The organism is Mesorhizobium sp. WSM4989 (assembly GCF_029625795.1).
GTDB lineage: Bacteria > Pseudomonadota > Alphaproteobacteria > Rhizobiales > Rhizobiaceae > Mesorhizobium.
Genome location: NZ_JARTVN010000004.1, coordinates 22,222 through 37,226, shown reverse-complemented (window position 1 = coordinate 37,226; position 15,005 = coordinate 22,222). Strand labels below are relative to the sequence as shown.

Here is a 15,005-nt window from a genome sequence, read left to right as displayed (position 1 = left end):
ATACCTTCTGGGGTGCAGGCGGCGATGGTTGCCTTCGATCAGCCAAGCCCGATCTGAACTCGACTGTATTTGGCCCTTAGTTCAAAAGGTTGTTCTTGTTGACATTGACGGCGACATCCAAGCCTATGTCGAGGACCGGCGCGCTATGCGTGATCCAACCGACCGAAATCAAGTCGACTCCGGTCGCGGCAATCGCTGGTGCGGTCTGCACGGTTACCCCACCGGACGCCTCGGTGATTGCGCGGCCGCCGACCATCGCTACTGCCTGGGTCAGCTGCTCGACAGACATATTGTCCAGCAGCACCGCGTCAACCCCTGTCGCCAGCGCGATATCGAGCTGTTCAAGCGTGTCGACCTCGACCTCGATCTTTACCATGTGACCTGCGGTCGCCCGCGCTCGCTCTATCGCCGTGCGGACATCGCCGACGGTGGCAATGTGGTTGTCCTTAATGAGCATGGCGTCATCGAGCCCGAAGCGGTGGTTGGCGCCACCGCCGGCGCGCACCGCGTACTTTTCCAGCGCGCGCAGGCCGGGCGTTGTCTTTCGCGTGCACACGATCTTTGCTTTCTGCCCGCGCACCGCTTCGACGATTTCGGCTGTTGCCGTTGCAATGCCGCTGAGATGGCACAGGAAATTGAGCGCTGTGCGCTCGGCCGCGAGCATCCCGCGCGCCGGTCCACTCACCGTTGCGATGGTTTCGCCCGCCATGACCTTGCTCCCGTCGCAGCGCGCGAAACGCATGTCGATCGATTGATCTACAAGCAGGAAAGCGTAAGCCACGAGATCAAGGCCGGCCAGAACGCCGGACTGTCGTGTCCTGAAGGCGAAAGTGGACTTGTGGTCGAGGGGTACAATCGCATCGCTCGTAAGATCGCCGGCTTTGCCCAAGTCCTCCAGAAGAGCGCTGCGCACGATCGGTTCGATCGCGATCCCGGTCAGTGGTGGAAGTGATGTCATGAGGCACTCCGTTCGGCGAGCCGCGGGCTAAGCGTGGCCGCAAATTTCGTTGCTGTCGCAAGCGTCAAGCGGGAAGATCGGGTGTCCGCGTTGCGTGTGGGGAAATCCGAGCGGTAATGAGCTCCTCGGCTTTCTTCACGCCGAAGTGCGGCAACCGCGATCATCAGCGCGACCAAAGCAGGATCTGAGGCGGCCGAGTTGCCAGCCGCTATTGGCAGCAGCGCTGACACCGTTTCGGCTAACAACTCGCCGTGCCGGATGACACCGAGGCTCTCCGAGACCACCTGTCTAATGGAGGAGGGGTCGGGCGGCGGTGGCACGGTCGTAACAAGCATTGGCCACTGCCAGCCGGCAGGAGCAGCCGCCACTGTTTCGGCGACCCAGAGGGCGGTTGCCACCGCTTCAGTCAGCGAGTTGCTGGCCAGCCGATTGGCGCCGTGGAAACCCGTACATGCAACCTCGCCGCATGCCCATAGGCCGCTCACCGAGCTGCGGCCTTCGGCATCAACGGCCACGCCGCCCATGTGATAGTGGACTGCCGGACGTACCGGGATTGGTTCGACAGCAGGATCGATTCCCACCTCTTGGCATAGACGGGTGATACTGGGAAAGCGCTTGGGAAGGGTCGGACCGAGACAATGCCGGGCATCAAGAAACACCCGACTTCCCTTCGCAAGCTGTTGCCATATGGCCCGCGTCACGACATCGCGCGATGCGAGTTCGCCGCCAGGCGTATCGGCAAGGAAGCGCTGACCGTGTTCATTGACCAGTACCGCCCCCTCGCCGCGGACGGCTTCACTTATCAGAGGCATCGGCCGCCGTGAGATGTCGAGCGCGGTCGGATGGAACTGGACAAATTCGAGGTCCGCCAGTTCTGCACCGGCACAGGCAGCGAGCGCCAAGCCATGGCCGAAGGAGCCGGTCGGATTTGTCGTGTCCCTGAACAGGGCGCCGATGCCGCCGGTCGCAAGCACCACGCGACGCGTCGGAAATATTACCGCACCCGCGTTAGCGACCGCGAGCACACCGGCGATTGCACCATTTTCGACGAGAAGCCGGCGCGCGTCCATGCCCTCAAGGATTGTGATCGAAGGGGTACGCCGCGCGACAGTGGCGAGCGCCCGGACAAGCTCGCGGCCAGTGGCGTCCCCGGCCGCGTGGACAATCCGGCGGCGGGAATGCGCCGCCTCGAGCCCAAGCCGCAGCGCCCCGTCCGATGTGCGATCGAAGGCGACGCCCAGATGGACCAGATTGCCGATGGCTCGGTATGTCCCCTCGACCACCCTCCTGGCCATGGCTTCGTCGCAAAGCCCGTCGCCGGCAGCAAGTGTGTCGGCAAGATGCAGCTCCGGACTATCATCGCCGCCTACACTCGCGGCCAGCCCGCCTTGGGCAAGTGCGCTGGAAGCTTCGCTTCCCAGTGGCGTCCGGGAAAGAAGGACCACCGGTTGCGGCGCCAGATGAAGCGCGCACATCAGGCCGGCAATGCCGGCGCCGACGATGACCGGCGCACCGCCGATGTCGCGGATATGCTGGGTCATACGACGAGCATCCGCTCCACCACGCGGCGCGCCCGGTCAGTGACGTCAGGATCGATGGTGACGACATAGCGGTCTTGTTCGAGTGCAGCGCGGATGTTGGCGAGCGTGATGCGCTTCATGTGCGGGCAGAGATTGCACGGCCGCACGAACTCGACTTCGGGGTGCTCGACGGCGACGTTGTCGCTCATCGAACATTCGGTCATCAGTACGACCCGCGCGGGCTTGTGCCGTCCGACATAGTCGGACATCGCCGCGGTCGAGCCGGCGAAATCCGCGACCGCCACAACCTCGGGCGGACACTCCGGATGGGCAAGCACGGTGACGCCAGGATAGGCATCGCGCAGTTCGCGAATGTCGGCTGGGCCAAAACGCTCATGCACCTCGCAGTGTCCCTGCCAGGCGATTATCTCGACCTCCGTCTGCGCCGCGATATTCCCGGCCAGATATTCGTCGGGCAGCATGATGACGCGCGGCGCACCCAGCGATTCCACAACTGCCAGCGCATTGCCGGAGGTGCAGCAAATGTCAGATTCGGCCTTCACGGCAGCGGATGTGTTCACGTAGGTGACGACCGGCACGCCAGGATAGCGCTGCCGCATGAGCCGAACGTCGTCAGCTGTGATCGAGTCGGCCAGCGAGCACCCGGCGCCGAGATCGGGAATAAGGACTGTCTTGTCCGGATTGAGGAGCTTGGCCGTCTCGGCCATGAAATGCACGCCGGCGAGCACGATGACATCCGCATCGACCGTCATGGCTTTGCGCGCAAGAGCCAGGCTGTCGCCGACAATGTCGGCCACGCAGTGGAAGATCTCAGGCGTCTGGTAGTTATGAGCCAGAATGACTGCGTTGCGCTCGCGCTTAAGCGCCAGGATAGCCTCTACGTCATGGCTGAAGGCTGCCCATTCCGCTGGCGGAATGACGCGCCAGACGCGCCGATACAAAGACGCGGCTGAAGGCAACGCCCCGCTCATGGCCCCTCCAATTATAATCTATTTGACTATAAGGGGCATATATCCCGGTTGACTATAAGCATGTCAACCCCGGGCGAGCGGCAATTTTGTGCCCGCCGCGGCTGTCTCGTCCAGGACGGCATGGCGGAATCGATAGAGCTTGGCGGGCCGTCCACCCGTGTCCACAGACGTCTCGCCCGTCTCCTCGACCAGCTCCTGCTGTTCAATCAGCCGGCGGAAATTGGGCTTGTTGATGAGCCGACCGGCCAAGGCTTCCACGGCTCGTTGTAACTGTAGCAGCGTGAAGACAGGTGGCATCAGCTCGAAGACGACCGGCCGATATTTGATCTTCGAGCGCAAGCGGGCAATGCCTGTCGCCAGGATGCGGCGGTGGTCGGCAATCATGGCAATCCCGAGGATTGCGGCAAAAGCGCTCGAACGTCCATCGCGGGTCGCCTCTGCCACCAGGCCAGCTTCGTAAAGCAATTCGTAGCGCTGAAGCGCCAGCTCTTCGTTCCAGGAGTAGTTTTCGAAGCCGAAGGCAATGGCCGCCCGCCTTTGTCGCTCGCGGCGCGTGGAGGCCTCCTCGGCGTCGGCCGCCCAGGCAAGCAGACGAGGCTTCACGATATCTGCCAGCACCTTCGGCGTGCCGGCGCGATGATCCTCCCACGGAAAATATTCGTACCAGCTGCGCCACCCGCGGCCGGACGAGCCGGCGGCCCGTTCTTTTTGGGTCAAAGCCAGATAGCTGATCGAAATAACGCGCTGCTGATGCCCGTCATCAATGCGGTCGCGATCCGCGAATGTATAGAGTTGCTCGATGTAGCCAAGCGGATGGCCGGTCTGCTCCTCGACCCATGCCCTCAACCCGGACTGCAGCGATCGATGCTCAAGCGCGAACGGCCCCGACGGCAGGGAACGCGCTTGCCCGATAGTGAGCGCGGCCGGTTCGCCGTCATTGACGGCTACAACCACGGCAATCAGCTCCGCCTCGACTTCTTTAGCCTTAGCGGGGGCGCTAGCGTTGCGTGTTCCTTTTGCCCGGACGTCCATGATGCCTGAATAGGTTGGGCAGAGCTTCCAGTGCGAAGCATCTCAATCGATTTAAGCAGCGTGGAGTAGCACATTTTGGGTGTCAACACGGCACGCTCCGTCATCAGCTTAGCCTTTCGATCTATACAAAATTGTGCCAAATGCGACGCCAGCGGGCATGACGCTAGGGAAGCAAATTCAAAGTCGGGCCATGAGATCGAAACGCTGCAAGGCGGTGGCCGTCGATGTTCTATGAAAGCTCGCTTGTCCCTTAAGGGTCATCACTTATGGATGGACCATTGCCAGCCCCGGCGTCCCGGCCAACCCTCGGCCGAGCGAGTCCAAAAAGGAGGATTTGAGCGCATTGGCCACCAAAGCGGCTGTGCGGCCACCTGTGCCGGCGCTATGCAGCTGTTTCACTGATCGGCTCTGGGTAGGTGCCTTGCGTGATGCTTGAGGGATTCGATCATTGTTTTGACCGACGGCCGCCGGTTCTCTCCATTTCGGATTGCGAGCAGGATTCCGCGTCCCAGGGGTGGCGACAGCGGGACAGCGGCGAGCCCGCTATGATTAACGAGCGTGCGAATCTGGGGAACGACCGCAATAGCGCACCCGTGAGCGACCATTGCCCAAGTGACGTCAGTTTCATCAAATCTAGCAACAATGCGTGGCTGGAATCCTTTCTCGTTACACATTGCGAGCAAGGCATCGGAGAAGGTGTTTGGACGCGTGTCGATAGCCCAACACTCGTCCTTCAGATCATAAATGCTAATGGCCCTTTTCTGAGCTAACGCATGGTCGCGCCTGACGATGGCGACCAACTGATCTTGATAGATTGGAAAAGTCTCCAGGTTCGGTGCGTCCTTGGACTGTTTCAGGGTTATGTCGTCGACGACCGCTATGTCACATTGCCAACTGCGCAACGCGGCTAATGCGGCCAATGGCTCCAATTCAATGGCGGAGACGACTAACGCGGGGTACTCGAGTTGCATTTGCCTGATCGCCGGTGGCAGCAAACTGGCGCCGATCGAAGGGAAGGACGCAATCGACAATTGACCAGCCACCTGCGCCCTGATGGCGGCGAGATCGGTTTTCGCCTCTTCCATGACAGCCAGTATGCGTTCGGCATGCTGGACCAGCACGTTTCCCGCGGGCGTGATTGACACCCCTCGGCCCCGCCTCTCGACCAGCGCTGCGCCGACCTCTTCCTCTAGTAACGAAATCTGCTGCGAGACCGCCGACGGTGATATCCGAAGGATCTCGGAAACAGCCGCCATCGTCCCTCGGACAGCCAGCTCGCGCAGCGTCTTCAATCTCTGAATGTCCATGAAGTTGCTCAAGCCGTTCTCCGTAGAATCGTCACTTTTTCTAATCAAATGCCTAAAATCATTTAACTAGACTGAAGTGTCGGTGTCAAACTAGGATCGGTTCGTCGGCTGCCGAGCGCACATAAAAATTTCGTCAGCGCAGCTCCGATCGATCGCAAAGGGGAACTCGATGAAACTTCTCATTTCCGCTGCACTCGCAGCGTTCGCGACCGTAGCCTCCCTACCTTCGCAGGCGGGGGTGCTGGATACGGTAAAGCAACGGGGAACGCTCAATTGTGGCACCGACAACACGGCGCCTGGTTTCGGCTATCTCAATACCAAGACCGGCAAGATGGAAGGTTTGGACGTAGACTTCTGTCGCGCTGTGGCTGCCGGCGTCCTCGGCGACGCCAACAAGGTCAATTTTGTGACTGTCACGGACAAAAGCCGGTTCACGGCGCTGCAGACGGGACAAGTCGACGTTGTGTTTGCCCACACAACGGTCTACCCCGTCCGGGAATCGGCGATTGCCATCGATTTCCTGCCAATGAATTTCTGGGACGGCGGCGGCATCATGGTGAAAGCCTCATCGAAGGTGGCGAAAATCGACGATCTCGCAGGTGCCAGCTTCTGCACGACGCAAGGGTCCGCCACCGAGGCGATCATCGCCGACCTTCTGAAGAAGAAGGGCTGGAAGAGTCAGGTGCTGACCTACGAGAATCTCGAGAAGCTGTTCGGCGCCCTCAGCAGCGGGCGGTGTGACGCCATGGTGACCGACAAGTCGGCGCTGGCCTCGTGGCGCGGCAACTCGAACAAACCCGACGACTTTGTCATCCTCCCAGATATCCTGGCGAAATCGCCCTTTGCCGGCTTTGTGGTCGCTAACGATTCGCGCTGGAGGAATGCCCTGCGCTGGATAGTCTTCGCGACGATTGAAGCCGAAGATGTTGGCATCACATCCGACAAGGTCGACACAGAGGCCAAGTCGGCCGACCCAGGCATCCAGAAGTTCCTCGGTGTGAACGGAACGATCGGCGCCGACTTCGGTCTGCCGGCGGATTTCGTTGCCCAAGTCCTCAAGCAGGTCGGAAACTACGGCGAGATCTATGATCGCAACCTGGGCCCGAAAACGCCCAACTATCTCGACCGCAAGGGCACGCCAAATGCGCTCTCGCGTGACGGCGGGGCGATGATCTCGCCGCCGTGGTGGTGAAGTCGATGAGCGGCCCGGCAGGGCTGGGCCGCTCCATTCCCTTGACCTTTTCCGCTCGAAGGCTTCCGATGGATACGATGGTGCATCGTGCGGTTTCCGAAAGACCGGAACGACGCGCACTTAAGGCACGTGCGTTTCGTAGAAATCTTGTGCAGGCCGCGATCATTGCTGCGGTTGCGGCCTTGATGATCGGCTTGGGTTACGCAATCCGGTCCAGCCTGGCCGCAAGAGGAATTGCCTTCAGTTTCGGCTATCTCGCCTCGGGCGCCGGATTCGAGATCAGTGAAGGTTACGCCGTTGCCATAAGCACGCCTCTCGGCCTCGTGCCGTTCTCCTCTGGCATGACCAACGCGCAGGCGCTCACAGTTGGCCTTTTCAATACCTTGAAAGTCGCCATTTTGGCGATCGTGGTAGCTACCGCGCTCGGAACGCTGCTCGGTGTGGGACGTTTGTCGACGAATTGGCTGGTAAGGCAGCTCTGTTTCTATTTCGTCGAGTTCGTCAGGAACACCCCGCTGCTCATACAACTGACATTCTGGTACATCGCTGTCGTCCTGCAGTTTCCTCCAATTTCCGCTGCGGCCGGGTTTCCGGGAGTGATATTAAGCCAGCAAGGTATCTGGCTGCCCTCGATCGCAGCGACAGATACGGCCACGGGACCCGGGATCATCATCTTTCTTCTGGCTCTGGTGCTCGGCGTCCTGTCCGCTTTCATTTCCGGGGGCAAACGACGCTGGGTGATTGTCGGCTTGTCGGCCATCCTGCTGCTGGGTGCCGTGATTGTTGGGGGTTTCCCATTCACCATCGACATCCCCGAAGCCGGCCGCTTCCGGGCGAGCGGCGGCACGATGCTTTCACCTGAGTTCACGGCGATTCTGATCGGTATTGTCGTCAACAGCTCAGCATATCTTGGCGAGATTGTGCGCGGCGCTATTGAAAGCCTGCCGCGCGGGCAATGGGAGGCGGCGCGCTCGCTCGGGCTCGCCAGGAACGACATCATAAAGGACATCGTCCTTCCCCAGGTGTTTCGCGTGATCCTCCCATCGTTTGGAAACCAATATATCGGTCTTGCCAAGAACACCTCTCTTGGGATCGCGATCGGATTTCCGGACTTGTTCAACGTCTACGGCACGGTGGCCAATCAAACTGGCCGAAGCCTCGAAGGCATAATCGTCGTTACGCTCATCTATCTTCTGATCAGCCTTGGGATAAGCGCGACCATCAATCGGCTCAATGCCAGGATACAGATCCCGGGGGCTCGCTGATGGGTATCGAAAACGCGGTCAAGCGTCTGAAGGTCAATCTCTTCGCCACCCCCTTCGATACGCTTCTCACGGCACTGGTGGTGCCCACGCTTTTTTGGGGCATCTGGACATTTTGCGCGTGGCTTCTCGCGGTCGCCCAGTGGCACGTCATTGGGCAGAGCGCAAAGGTTCTGATGGTCGGAGTATTCCCGGCCGCGGAGCTGTGGCGCGTATGGGTTGCCGCCTTCCTGTTCGCCGTCGCGATGGGCCTTTTGGTGTCGTCCATCATACCCATGAGGGGATTGCGTGCCGCTAGCACCGTCATTGGGATCCTGGCCGTGACTGCGCTGGCGTTGCAGGTGTCTTGGTCCGCGGGCATCAACACCTTCCTCGTTGGCAGCTCACTTGAATGTGCATGGCTTTTAGGACAAACCCTCCCGCGTGTGCGCAAGCTGGCCGGCGGCCTCTCGTTGGGCGCACTGGGGCTCGCGCTCTACCTTCTTGTGCCGGCGGGGCCGGCGACATGGGGCGGCTTTCTGCTGTCGGTGCTGCTTACCGCCATTTCCGCGGCGCTGACCATACCGATCGGAGCTGCCCTGGCGTTTGGTCGTCAAAGCAAGATCGGAAGTATTAGGATCCTCTGCACTGCATACATCGAGTTCATGCGGGCCGTTCCGCTCATTCTGGTGGTCTATTTCATCTGGATCGCATTTCCTCTCCTTCTCCCCTCCGTGCCGGTCCCAGATGTCCTGCGGGGACTGATCGGCTTCGTGATTTTCTATTCCGCGTTCGCGGCCGAATATATCCGCAGCGGCTTGCAGGCGGTCCCCCGCGGGCAGGTCGAGGCCTCCGAGGCCCTTGGACTGAGTTCCTGGGACATCAAAATCCGGATCGTCGGTCCGCAGGCCATGCGTGTGGCCCTCCCTGGCATGGTTGGCAACGTCCTTGACATCTTCAACTACGCCCCCCTTGTTTTCATCATTGGCCTTGCAGATTTTCTACGTGTCGGACAAATGATATTGGCTGACCCTCAGAACAGCGACAAAGTCTACGAGGTGTATACATTCTTGTTCATTGTCTGCTTTCTCGTTGGCAGCGCAGTTACCTATTTCGCCAGACACTTGGAAGCGCACCTTTCTAAGGGAATCTCAAATGAAGGCCGATAGCACAGCGGCGAAGGGCACCGAGATCGTCAAATTCGATCAGCTGAACAAGTACTATGGACATTTCCATGTGCTGAAGGAGGTGAGCTTATCTGTTGCCAGGGGGGAAGTCATGGTCGTCATCGGCCCAAGCGGTTCGGGCAAGTCGACTCTGATCCGTTGTGTGAATGGCCTGGAACAATATCAGGACGGTAGCCTGATCGTAGACGGTTACCGAATGCCCGTTGAGGAAGAAAGGGCGGTTGGAGACGACAAGAACCTCCAACAGATTCGGAAGGGCGTTGGCATGGTCTTCCAGCAATTCAACCTGTTTCCCCATATGACCGTGCTGGAAAACGTAGCGCTGGCGCCAATCCGAGTGCGAAAGCTCTCCAAGGACGCCGCGTACGCAAACGCACGGCGTTTGCTCGATCGTGTCGGTCTATCAGACCAAGCCCATAAGTATCCTGCCGCACTTTCAGGTGGCCAGCAACAGCGCGTCGCCATCGCCCGCTCATTGGCAATGGATCCCCATGTGATGCTTTTTGACGAGCCGACGTCCGCGCTTGATCCTGAGATGGTCGGAGAGGTTCTGGACGTTATGCGCGAGTTGGCGGTCGACGGAATGACCATGATGATCGTCACGCATGAAATGGGCTTCGCCCGTGAAGTCGCCGACAGGGTCGTCTACATCGATGGCGGCAGAATTGCGGAGATCGGGTATCCCGAGACTTTCTTCCAGAATCCTCAGCATGACCGGGCCAGGGCGTTCCTTTCTCGTGTCCTGAAACACTAGTCAGTGCCAGCAATGTCCATTCAAATTGAACGTCTTTATCCCTCCCAGACGACCCATCGCGATCGCTTGTTGCGGGCTGCCGTGCAGCTCTTTCGGCACGAGCCAAATCTTCTGGAAGCCTTCTCATATGATCCGAGGGGCCTCGAGGATGACGCCGCCCTCCTTGCGCATGTGCTTGCGGGGTGCATCCCACCGGGAGGTGGCCGGCAGGTGGTCTTCGCCGCCGCGCGTGACGTTTTCTCTCACGATGAGCGCGCCTTCGAGGACGCGGTTTCTGACATCTATGCCACCGCCAACAAGGACCTTGATCCGGGTGGAGAGATCGCAACGCTCCATTTTGCCAACGGTTTGCATGTCTTGCTGTCCTACAGGGTGTGCCGCTCACTGCATCGCGCCAAGCGGATATCGTTGGCGCTTGCCGTGAAGGGCCATACGGGCCGTGCTTTTGGCTGTGACATCAGGCCCGAGGCGGAATTCGGTCGAGGGTTGTGGTTCGATCACGGTCTGGGCATCGTCATCGGCCAAACTGCTGTCATCGAGGATGACGTTTCCATCTGGCACGGCGTAACTCTGGGCAGCAACTTCAGGGGCCGAGAGGGCAAGCGTCATCCGACCGTGAAGCGAGGCGCTGTCATTGGTGCCGGCGCCAGCATTTTGGGCGACATCACCATAGGGGAGGGCGCTGTGGTGGCGGCAGGGGCCGTGGTCACCAAGGATGTCCCGGCCGGTCAAACCGCGGCAGGCGTCCCGGCCCAATTGAAGTCGCGCTCGCCACATTCATTTTCAGGCTTCAGCCTCGGCCCAGGAGACCATCCATGACCAACGTCCTGGGGATCGACCATCCGATCGTCTGCGTTCAAGACCTGTCATCGCTGCGTGATACATACGGCGCCCTTGGCTTCAACGTCACGCCAATCGGCAAGCATCCCTGGGGTACTTCGACCTGCGCAATGTTGTTCAAAAACTCTCTTCTGGAGTTGATGAGCATCTATGACACGGCTCTGCTCGACAGCTACCCTGCCGGGGACTTCCGGTTCGGCCGCTTCATCGCCAACTCAATCAAGGAGCGGGACGGAATTGCGTTGACAGCGTTGTACAGCGACGACGCCGAGCGCGACGAGCAAACCGTTCTCAGCCGCGGCGGGGTCTGCCAAGGGACGATCGAATTCGGACGCGATGTCGTCCTGGCGGACGGCACCAACGACCGCACAAAGACAACCCTGAAGATATTTGCCTCACGCGATTACCCGCGACTGTCCAATTTCGGCTGCCGGCAGCACAAGCGCAACCTTATCGAGTTTCCACAATGGATGGACCATGCGAATTCTGCGTACGGCTTCCTCTCGGTCTGCATCCTTGCTGAGCGGCATCATCAGGATGGAGTGAAGCGCTGGCTAGGCACGCTCCACGGAACAGATCGCATCCTGCCAATCGACGGCGGATTTGAAGTGCCCACCGGCAATGGCAAATTCCTGGTCCTGGATCGCAACGGTGCAGCCAAGCGCTATGGAGACTTGCCGGCCTCGATTGCGGCTCCGGCCGAACCATATGAATTCGCGGTGGACCTGAAAGTTCGATCTCGAGCAAAACTGTTTGATCAGCTTGCCAAAAGTGAGCTCGTGCCACGAGAGGTCAACGGTATGATTCTCTTGCCGCAAGCCGACCGCTTGGGCGGCGTTATGCTGTCGTTTAGCGAGGCTTGACCGAGCAACCCGCCGCCCTGTGTGCGCTGTTCCCCCGGCCTAGGCTTTTCGCCGCAGGTCGTCGCTCGAGATAAAGCGCCAAGTTGCCGTTCTCGACCTCGAGATCGACGAAGACAAGCTCGGGGCCTACGACACGGATGGTCGCCGCCAAATTCCACCATTGCGGGCCGATGGCGGTTACGCTGCGCCCCTTGTTCGCCACGCCTTGTGTGCAGAGGATCAGCGGTCCGCCTAAGTCCCGTGATAATTGCGGGCGACTAAAGCACGTCGCCTTTTAAAGGATTCGGGGATTCCCTGATTGACGGTTTGATGATTCATTGCGGTGGAAGGGAGAACCGTGATGGGCAAGCCGTTAGCGATGGCGTTGCGTAAGCGTGTTGCGGCGTTTGTGGATGAGGGCAACAGCAACCGTGAGGCGTCGCGTCATTTCCGGGTTTCGCCGAAGTTCGTGAAAGATCTGATGAAGCTGCGCGCCGAGAGGGGTTCGCTTGAGCCGCGCCGGCAAGGCCATGGCACGGGGGGCGGCAAGCTGGCCGCTCACGCCGACTTCGTGCGCCAGCGGATGGCCGAGAATGGCGATCTGACGCTCGACGAGCTGTGCGTGGAACTGGATGGGCGCGGCGTTACGGTGCACCGGTCGAATGTCGCGCGTTTGCTTCACCGGCTGTGCCTCAGTCACAAAAAAAGACACTCCGGGCGAGCGAGCAGGAGCGTCCCGACATCCGGCAGGCGCGCGAGCATTGGAGGTGGCGGCGCAAACCGTTCTTCGACAAGGCCTTGACGCGCCTCGTCTTCATTGACGAGACCTCGACCAACACACGGCTGACCAAGCGAACCGGCTGGGCGCCCAAGAGCGAACGCTACCGAACATCAGCACCATTCGGCGGCCGGAAGACGCAGACCTTCATCGCCGGCTTGAGATGCCATGCCATGATCGCGCCTTGGATCGTCGATGCGCCGATGAACAGGGCGCGTTTCGAACTCTATGTCGAGACCCAGCTCGCACCCGAACTCAAGCCGGGCGACGTCGTCATCCTCGACAATGTCGCCTTCCACAAGAGCGAGCGGGGCGGCCGAACTGGTGCGCCAGCGCGGTGCCTGGCTGCTGCCGCTGCCGGCCTAATCGCCAGATCTCAATCCAATCGAAATGGCCTTCTCGAAGCTCAAGGCGCTGCTCAGAAAGAAGGCCGCACGATCCTTCGACGCTTTATGCAACGCGCTCAAGGACATATGCGACCTGTTCGACCCAATATAGTGCAGAGACTTCTTCAAAGCTGCCGGATATGAGGCCAATTAAACGCGACCTGCTTTAGGCGATTTTTTCGGCTGAGACGGTCCTGCGGTGAGCCAGTCAAGGGAGGATATCCCTGATTGGCATGTAAGCGCGTCAGTTCCGCGCAAGGCGTCTACCGCTGCGCCAACTATCTGATCGCCGGCGTTGGCTCACCGGACCCAAACAGGTGCAACGCCGTCGTCTCAACCCACTCCGCAGCGCTCGGATTTGCGAATTTGAAGGTCGGTTACCTCGTTCCGCGATCCTCTGATGAAGTCTGCCTTTTGCGATCTAGAATGGATACCGGGTGCCGGTTTCCGGCGAGGTCTCCGCTGTTTCCACCCAGACGCTCTTGGTTTGAGTATATTGCATGAGCCCTTCGTAGCCACTAGAACGGCCATATCCGCTGTTCTTGAACCCGCCGAAGGGTGTCATGACACTGATCGAACGATAACCGTTGATCCAGAAAGTGCCGGCCTGGATCTTGCTGGCGACGCGATGGGCGCGACCAACGTTCTGCGTCCAGACTCCTCCCGCCAAACCGTAGTGTGAAGCGTTGGCGATCGCGATCGCTTCTTCTTCCTCTTCGAACGGCGTAATGCCGAGAACAGGCCCGAAAACCTCCTCGTGGCCGACTTCGATCTGATCGTTGAGGCCGCTAATCAGGGTCGGAGCGTAGTACATACCGCCTGGCTGGTTCACCAATGCCAGCTCAGAGCCTCCGGCGAGCACTTCTGCACCTGCCGTCTTGGCCTCGTCGACCATGCGCTTGATCTGATTTAGCTGCGTCTTGTTGTTAATCGGCCCGACAAGAGTTCGCTGGTCGAGCGGGTGTCCCACGGGAATCTGCGGGGTGACTTCGGCTAGGTGGCCCACAATCTTGTCGTAGACGCGCCTTTGAACCAGCAAACGCGAGCCAGCCGTGCATGCCTGGCCTGCATTCTGGAATATGGCACGTTGCGCGCCTAACACCGCAATCCTGGAATCCGCATCGTCGAAGACAATGTTCGCGGACTTTCCGCCCAGCTCCAAAATGCATGGTATGATACGTTTAGCCGCCAATGAGGCGATGATGCTGCCGGTTCTGGTGGATCCGACGAAAACAACCATGCGGGTGTTCTGATCAAGAATCGCTGGTGCCGCCGTGCTTTCACCAAGACCGGCCAGAACGTTGACCAGGCCGCGTGGGAGACCACCCTCTTCCAAAAGCCTTGCCAGGATAATGGAGGTGGCTGGCGTCAGCTCGGACGGCTTGAGAACAACCGAATTTCCAGACGCTAGTGCGGGGGCAATCTGCCAGCCTCCGGTCGAAAGCGGTGCGTTCCAAGGCGTCATTTGAACCACGACGCCATATGGGGCCCTGATTACATAGTTGAGTTGAGTCGTTGGTACCGGAATGACTGTGCCTTCCAGCTTGTCGCACCATCCTGCGAAGTACTCAAACATCTGCGCGACGGCTTCGATCTCATTGACCGTGCTTGTAAGCGGTCGGCCGGAGGTCAAAGCTTCGAACTGCGCCACGGCTGCGGCCTTAGTGCGAAGATGCCGCCCGGCTGCATGCATTTTTCGACCGCGATCGCTGGCCGTCATCGCCCACCAGGCCCTCTGAGCACGCGCCGCGGCTTCGCATGCGGCAGCGGCAACTGCAGGCCCCGCGTCCCGATATTTCGCGTACGCAGTTCCCGAAGCCGGCTCGACAAGCTCAATGTAGTTGCCTTTTCCTGGCATGATGTGCCCGTCGACATAGCTTCCGATCTCGAGTCCGGAGCCAAAGAATTCTGTGGTCAGTCTGGCGAACAGATCCTCGTTGAGTGGATCGGCTTTAAAGTCTTCAAGGATTGTCATG

The 15,005-nt window shown here is 59.8% G+C and carries 14 protein-coding genes; 8 read left to right on the top strand and 6 right to left on the bottom strand.

Features of this window, described 5'->3' with window-relative positions; translation table 11 throughout:
* Nucleotides 1–76 precede the first annotated feature (76 nt).
* The 5 genes from nadC to P9217_RS27270 form a co-directional block, all read right to left on the bottom strand.
* The gene (gene nadC, locus P9217_RS27290) at nucleotides 77–958 is read right to left on the bottom strand and encodes a carboxylating nicotinate-nucleotide diphosphorylase (RefSeq protein ID WP_278055533.1); all 882 of its coding nucleotides are present in this window, start codon (nucleotides 956–958) and stop codon (nucleotides 77–79) included.
* The gene (locus P9217_RS27285) at nucleotides 955–2,499 is read right to left on the bottom strand and encodes an L-aspartate oxidase (protein ID WP_278055532.1); all 1,545 of its coding nucleotides are present in this window, start codon (nucleotides 2,497–2,499) and stop codon (nucleotides 955–957) included. The genes nadC and P9217_RS27285 overlap by 4 nt, the downstream gene beginning before the upstream one ends.
* Nucleotides 2,496–3,470: a quinolinate synthase NadA gene (gene nadA / locus P9217_RS27280; RefSeq protein WP_278055531.1), complete on the bottom strand. Its 975-nt coding sequence runs from the start codon at nucleotides 3,468–3,470 to the stop codon at nucleotides 2,496–2,498. The genes P9217_RS27285 and nadA overlap by 4 nt, the downstream gene beginning before the upstream one ends.
* A gap of 63 nt (nucleotides 3,471–3,533) precedes the next feature.
* Nucleotides 3,534–4,502: a hypothetical protein gene (locus P9217_RS27275; RefSeq protein ID WP_278055530.1), complete on the bottom strand. Its 969-nt coding sequence runs from the start codon at nucleotides 4,500–4,502 to the stop codon at nucleotides 3,534–3,536.
* 395 nt (nucleotides 4,503–4,897) lie between these two features.
* Nucleotides 4,898–5,821: a LysR substrate-binding domain-containing protein gene (locus P9217_RS27270; protein WP_278055529.1), complete on the bottom strand. Its 924-nt coding sequence runs from the start codon at nucleotides 5,819–5,821 to the stop codon at nucleotides 4,898–4,900.
* Nucleotides 5,822–5,978: 157 nt separating this feature from the next.
* Here P9217_RS27270 and P9217_RS27265 point away from each other — a divergent pair, with 157 nt between their 5' ends.
* The 8 genes from P9217_RS27265 to P9217_RS27230 all read left to right on the top strand — a co-directional run bounded on the left by P9217_RS27265 (nucleotide 5,979) and on the right by P9217_RS27230 (nucleotide 13,173).
* Nucleotides 5,979–7,001 (top strand): transporter substrate-binding domain-containing protein, encoded by a 1,023-nt coding sequence (locus P9217_RS27265; protein WP_278055528.1) that lies wholly within the window; start codon nucleotides 5,979–5,981, stop codon nucleotides 6,999–7,001.
* Between the two features lie 5 nt (nucleotides 7,002–7,006).
* Entirely contained in the window at nucleotides 7,007–8,266 is a 1,260-nt protein-coding gene (locus P9217_RS27260) for an ABC transporter permease subunit (RefSeq protein WP_278055527.1), read from the top strand.
* On the top strand, nucleotides 8,266–9,411 hold the full coding sequence (locus tag P9217_RS27255; protein ID WP_278055526.1) for an amino acid ABC transporter permease: 1,146 nt from the start codon (nucleotides 8,266–8,268) through the stop codon (nucleotides 9,409–9,411). Before P9217_RS27260 ends, P9217_RS27255 begins: the two co-directional genes overlap by 1 nt.
* Entirely contained in the window at nucleotides 9,398–10,183 is a 786-nt protein-coding gene (locus P9217_RS27250) for an amino acid ABC transporter ATP-binding protein (RefSeq protein ID WP_278055524.1), read from the top strand. Before P9217_RS27255 ends, P9217_RS27250 begins: the two co-directional genes overlap by 14 nt.
* Before the next feature lie 12 nt (nucleotides 10,184–10,195).
* The gene (epsC, locus tag P9217_RS27245) at nucleotides 10,196–11,002 is read left to right on the top strand and encodes a serine O-acetyltransferase EpsC (protein ID WP_278055523.1); all 807 of its coding nucleotides are present in this window, start codon (nucleotides 10,196–10,198) and stop codon (nucleotides 11,000–11,002) included.
* A complete protein-coding gene (locus P9217_RS27240; RefSeq protein ID WP_278055522.1) occupies nucleotides 10,999–11,886 on the top strand; it encodes a VOC family protein in 888 nt (295 codons plus the stop codon). Before epsC ends, P9217_RS27240 begins: the two co-directional genes overlap by 4 nt.
* 340 nt (nucleotides 11,887–12,226) lie before the next feature.
* The gene (locus tag P9217_RS27235; RefSeq protein WP_278055521.1) at nucleotides 12,227–12,667 is read left to right on the top strand and encodes a transposase; all 441 of its coding nucleotides are present in this window, start codon (nucleotides 12,227–12,229) and stop codon (nucleotides 12,665–12,667) included.
* The gene (locus P9217_RS27230; protein ID WP_278055519.1) at nucleotides 12,553–13,173 is read left to right on the top strand and encodes a transposase; all 621 of its coding nucleotides are present in this window, start codon (nucleotides 12,553–12,555) and stop codon (nucleotides 13,171–13,173) included. The genes P9217_RS27235 and P9217_RS27230 overlap by 115 nt, the downstream gene beginning before the upstream one ends.
* Nucleotides 13,174–13,450: 277 nt before the next feature.
* Here P9217_RS27230 and P9217_RS27225 read toward each other — a convergent pair whose 3' ends face one another.
* A complete protein-coding gene (locus P9217_RS27225; RefSeq protein ID WP_278055517.1) occupies nucleotides 13,451–15,004 on the bottom strand; it encodes an aldehyde dehydrogenase family protein in 1,554 nt (517 codons plus the stop codon).
* Between the last annotated feature and the right edge of the window lies 1 nt (nucleotide 15,005).

Coding starts and splice junctions, on each gene's coding strand:
- nadC (WP_278055533.1), bottom strand. CDS start 958: ATGACATCACTTCCACCACTGACCGGGATCGCGATCGAACCGATCGTG.
- P9217_RS27285 (WP_278055532.1), bottom strand. CDS start 2,499: ATGACCCAGCATATCCGCGACATCGGCGGTGCGCCGGTCATCGTCGGC.
- nadA (WP_278055531.1), bottom strand. CDS start 3,470: ATGAGCGGGGCGTTGCCTTCAGCCGCGTCTTTGTATCGGCGCGTCTGG.
- P9217_RS27275 (WP_278055530.1), bottom strand. CDS start 4,502: ATGGACGTCCGGGCAAAAGGAACACGCAACGCTAGCGCCCCCGCTAAG.
- P9217_RS27265 (WP_278055528.1), top strand. CDS start 5,979: ATGAAACTTCTCATTTCCGCTGCACTCGCAGCGTTCGCGACCGTAGCC.
- P9217_RS27260 (WP_278055527.1), top strand. CDS start 7,007: ATGAGCGGCCCGGCAGGGCTGGGCCGCTCCATTCCCTTGACCTTTTCC.
- P9217_RS27255 (WP_278055526.1), top strand. CDS start 8,266: ATGGGTATCGAAAACGCGGTCAAGCGTCTGAAGGTCAATCTCTTCGCC.
- P9217_RS27250 (WP_278055524.1), top strand. CDS start 9,398: ATGAAGGCCGATAGCACAGCGGCGAAGGGCACCGAGATCGTCAAATTC.
- epsC (WP_278055523.1), top strand. CDS start 10,196: ATGTCCATTCAAATTGAACGTCTTTATCCCTCCCAGACGACCCATCGC.
- P9217_RS27240 (WP_278055522.1), top strand. CDS start 10,999: ATGACCAACGTCCTGGGGATCGACCATCCGATCGTCTGCGTTCAAGAC.
- P9217_RS27235 (WP_278055521.1), top strand. CDS start 12,227: ATGGGCAAGCCGTTAGCGATGGCGTTGCGTAAGCGTGTTGCGGCGTTT.
- P9217_RS27225 (WP_278055517.1), bottom strand. CDS start 15,004: ATGACAATCCTTGAAGACTTTAAAGCCGATCCACTCAACGAGGATCTG.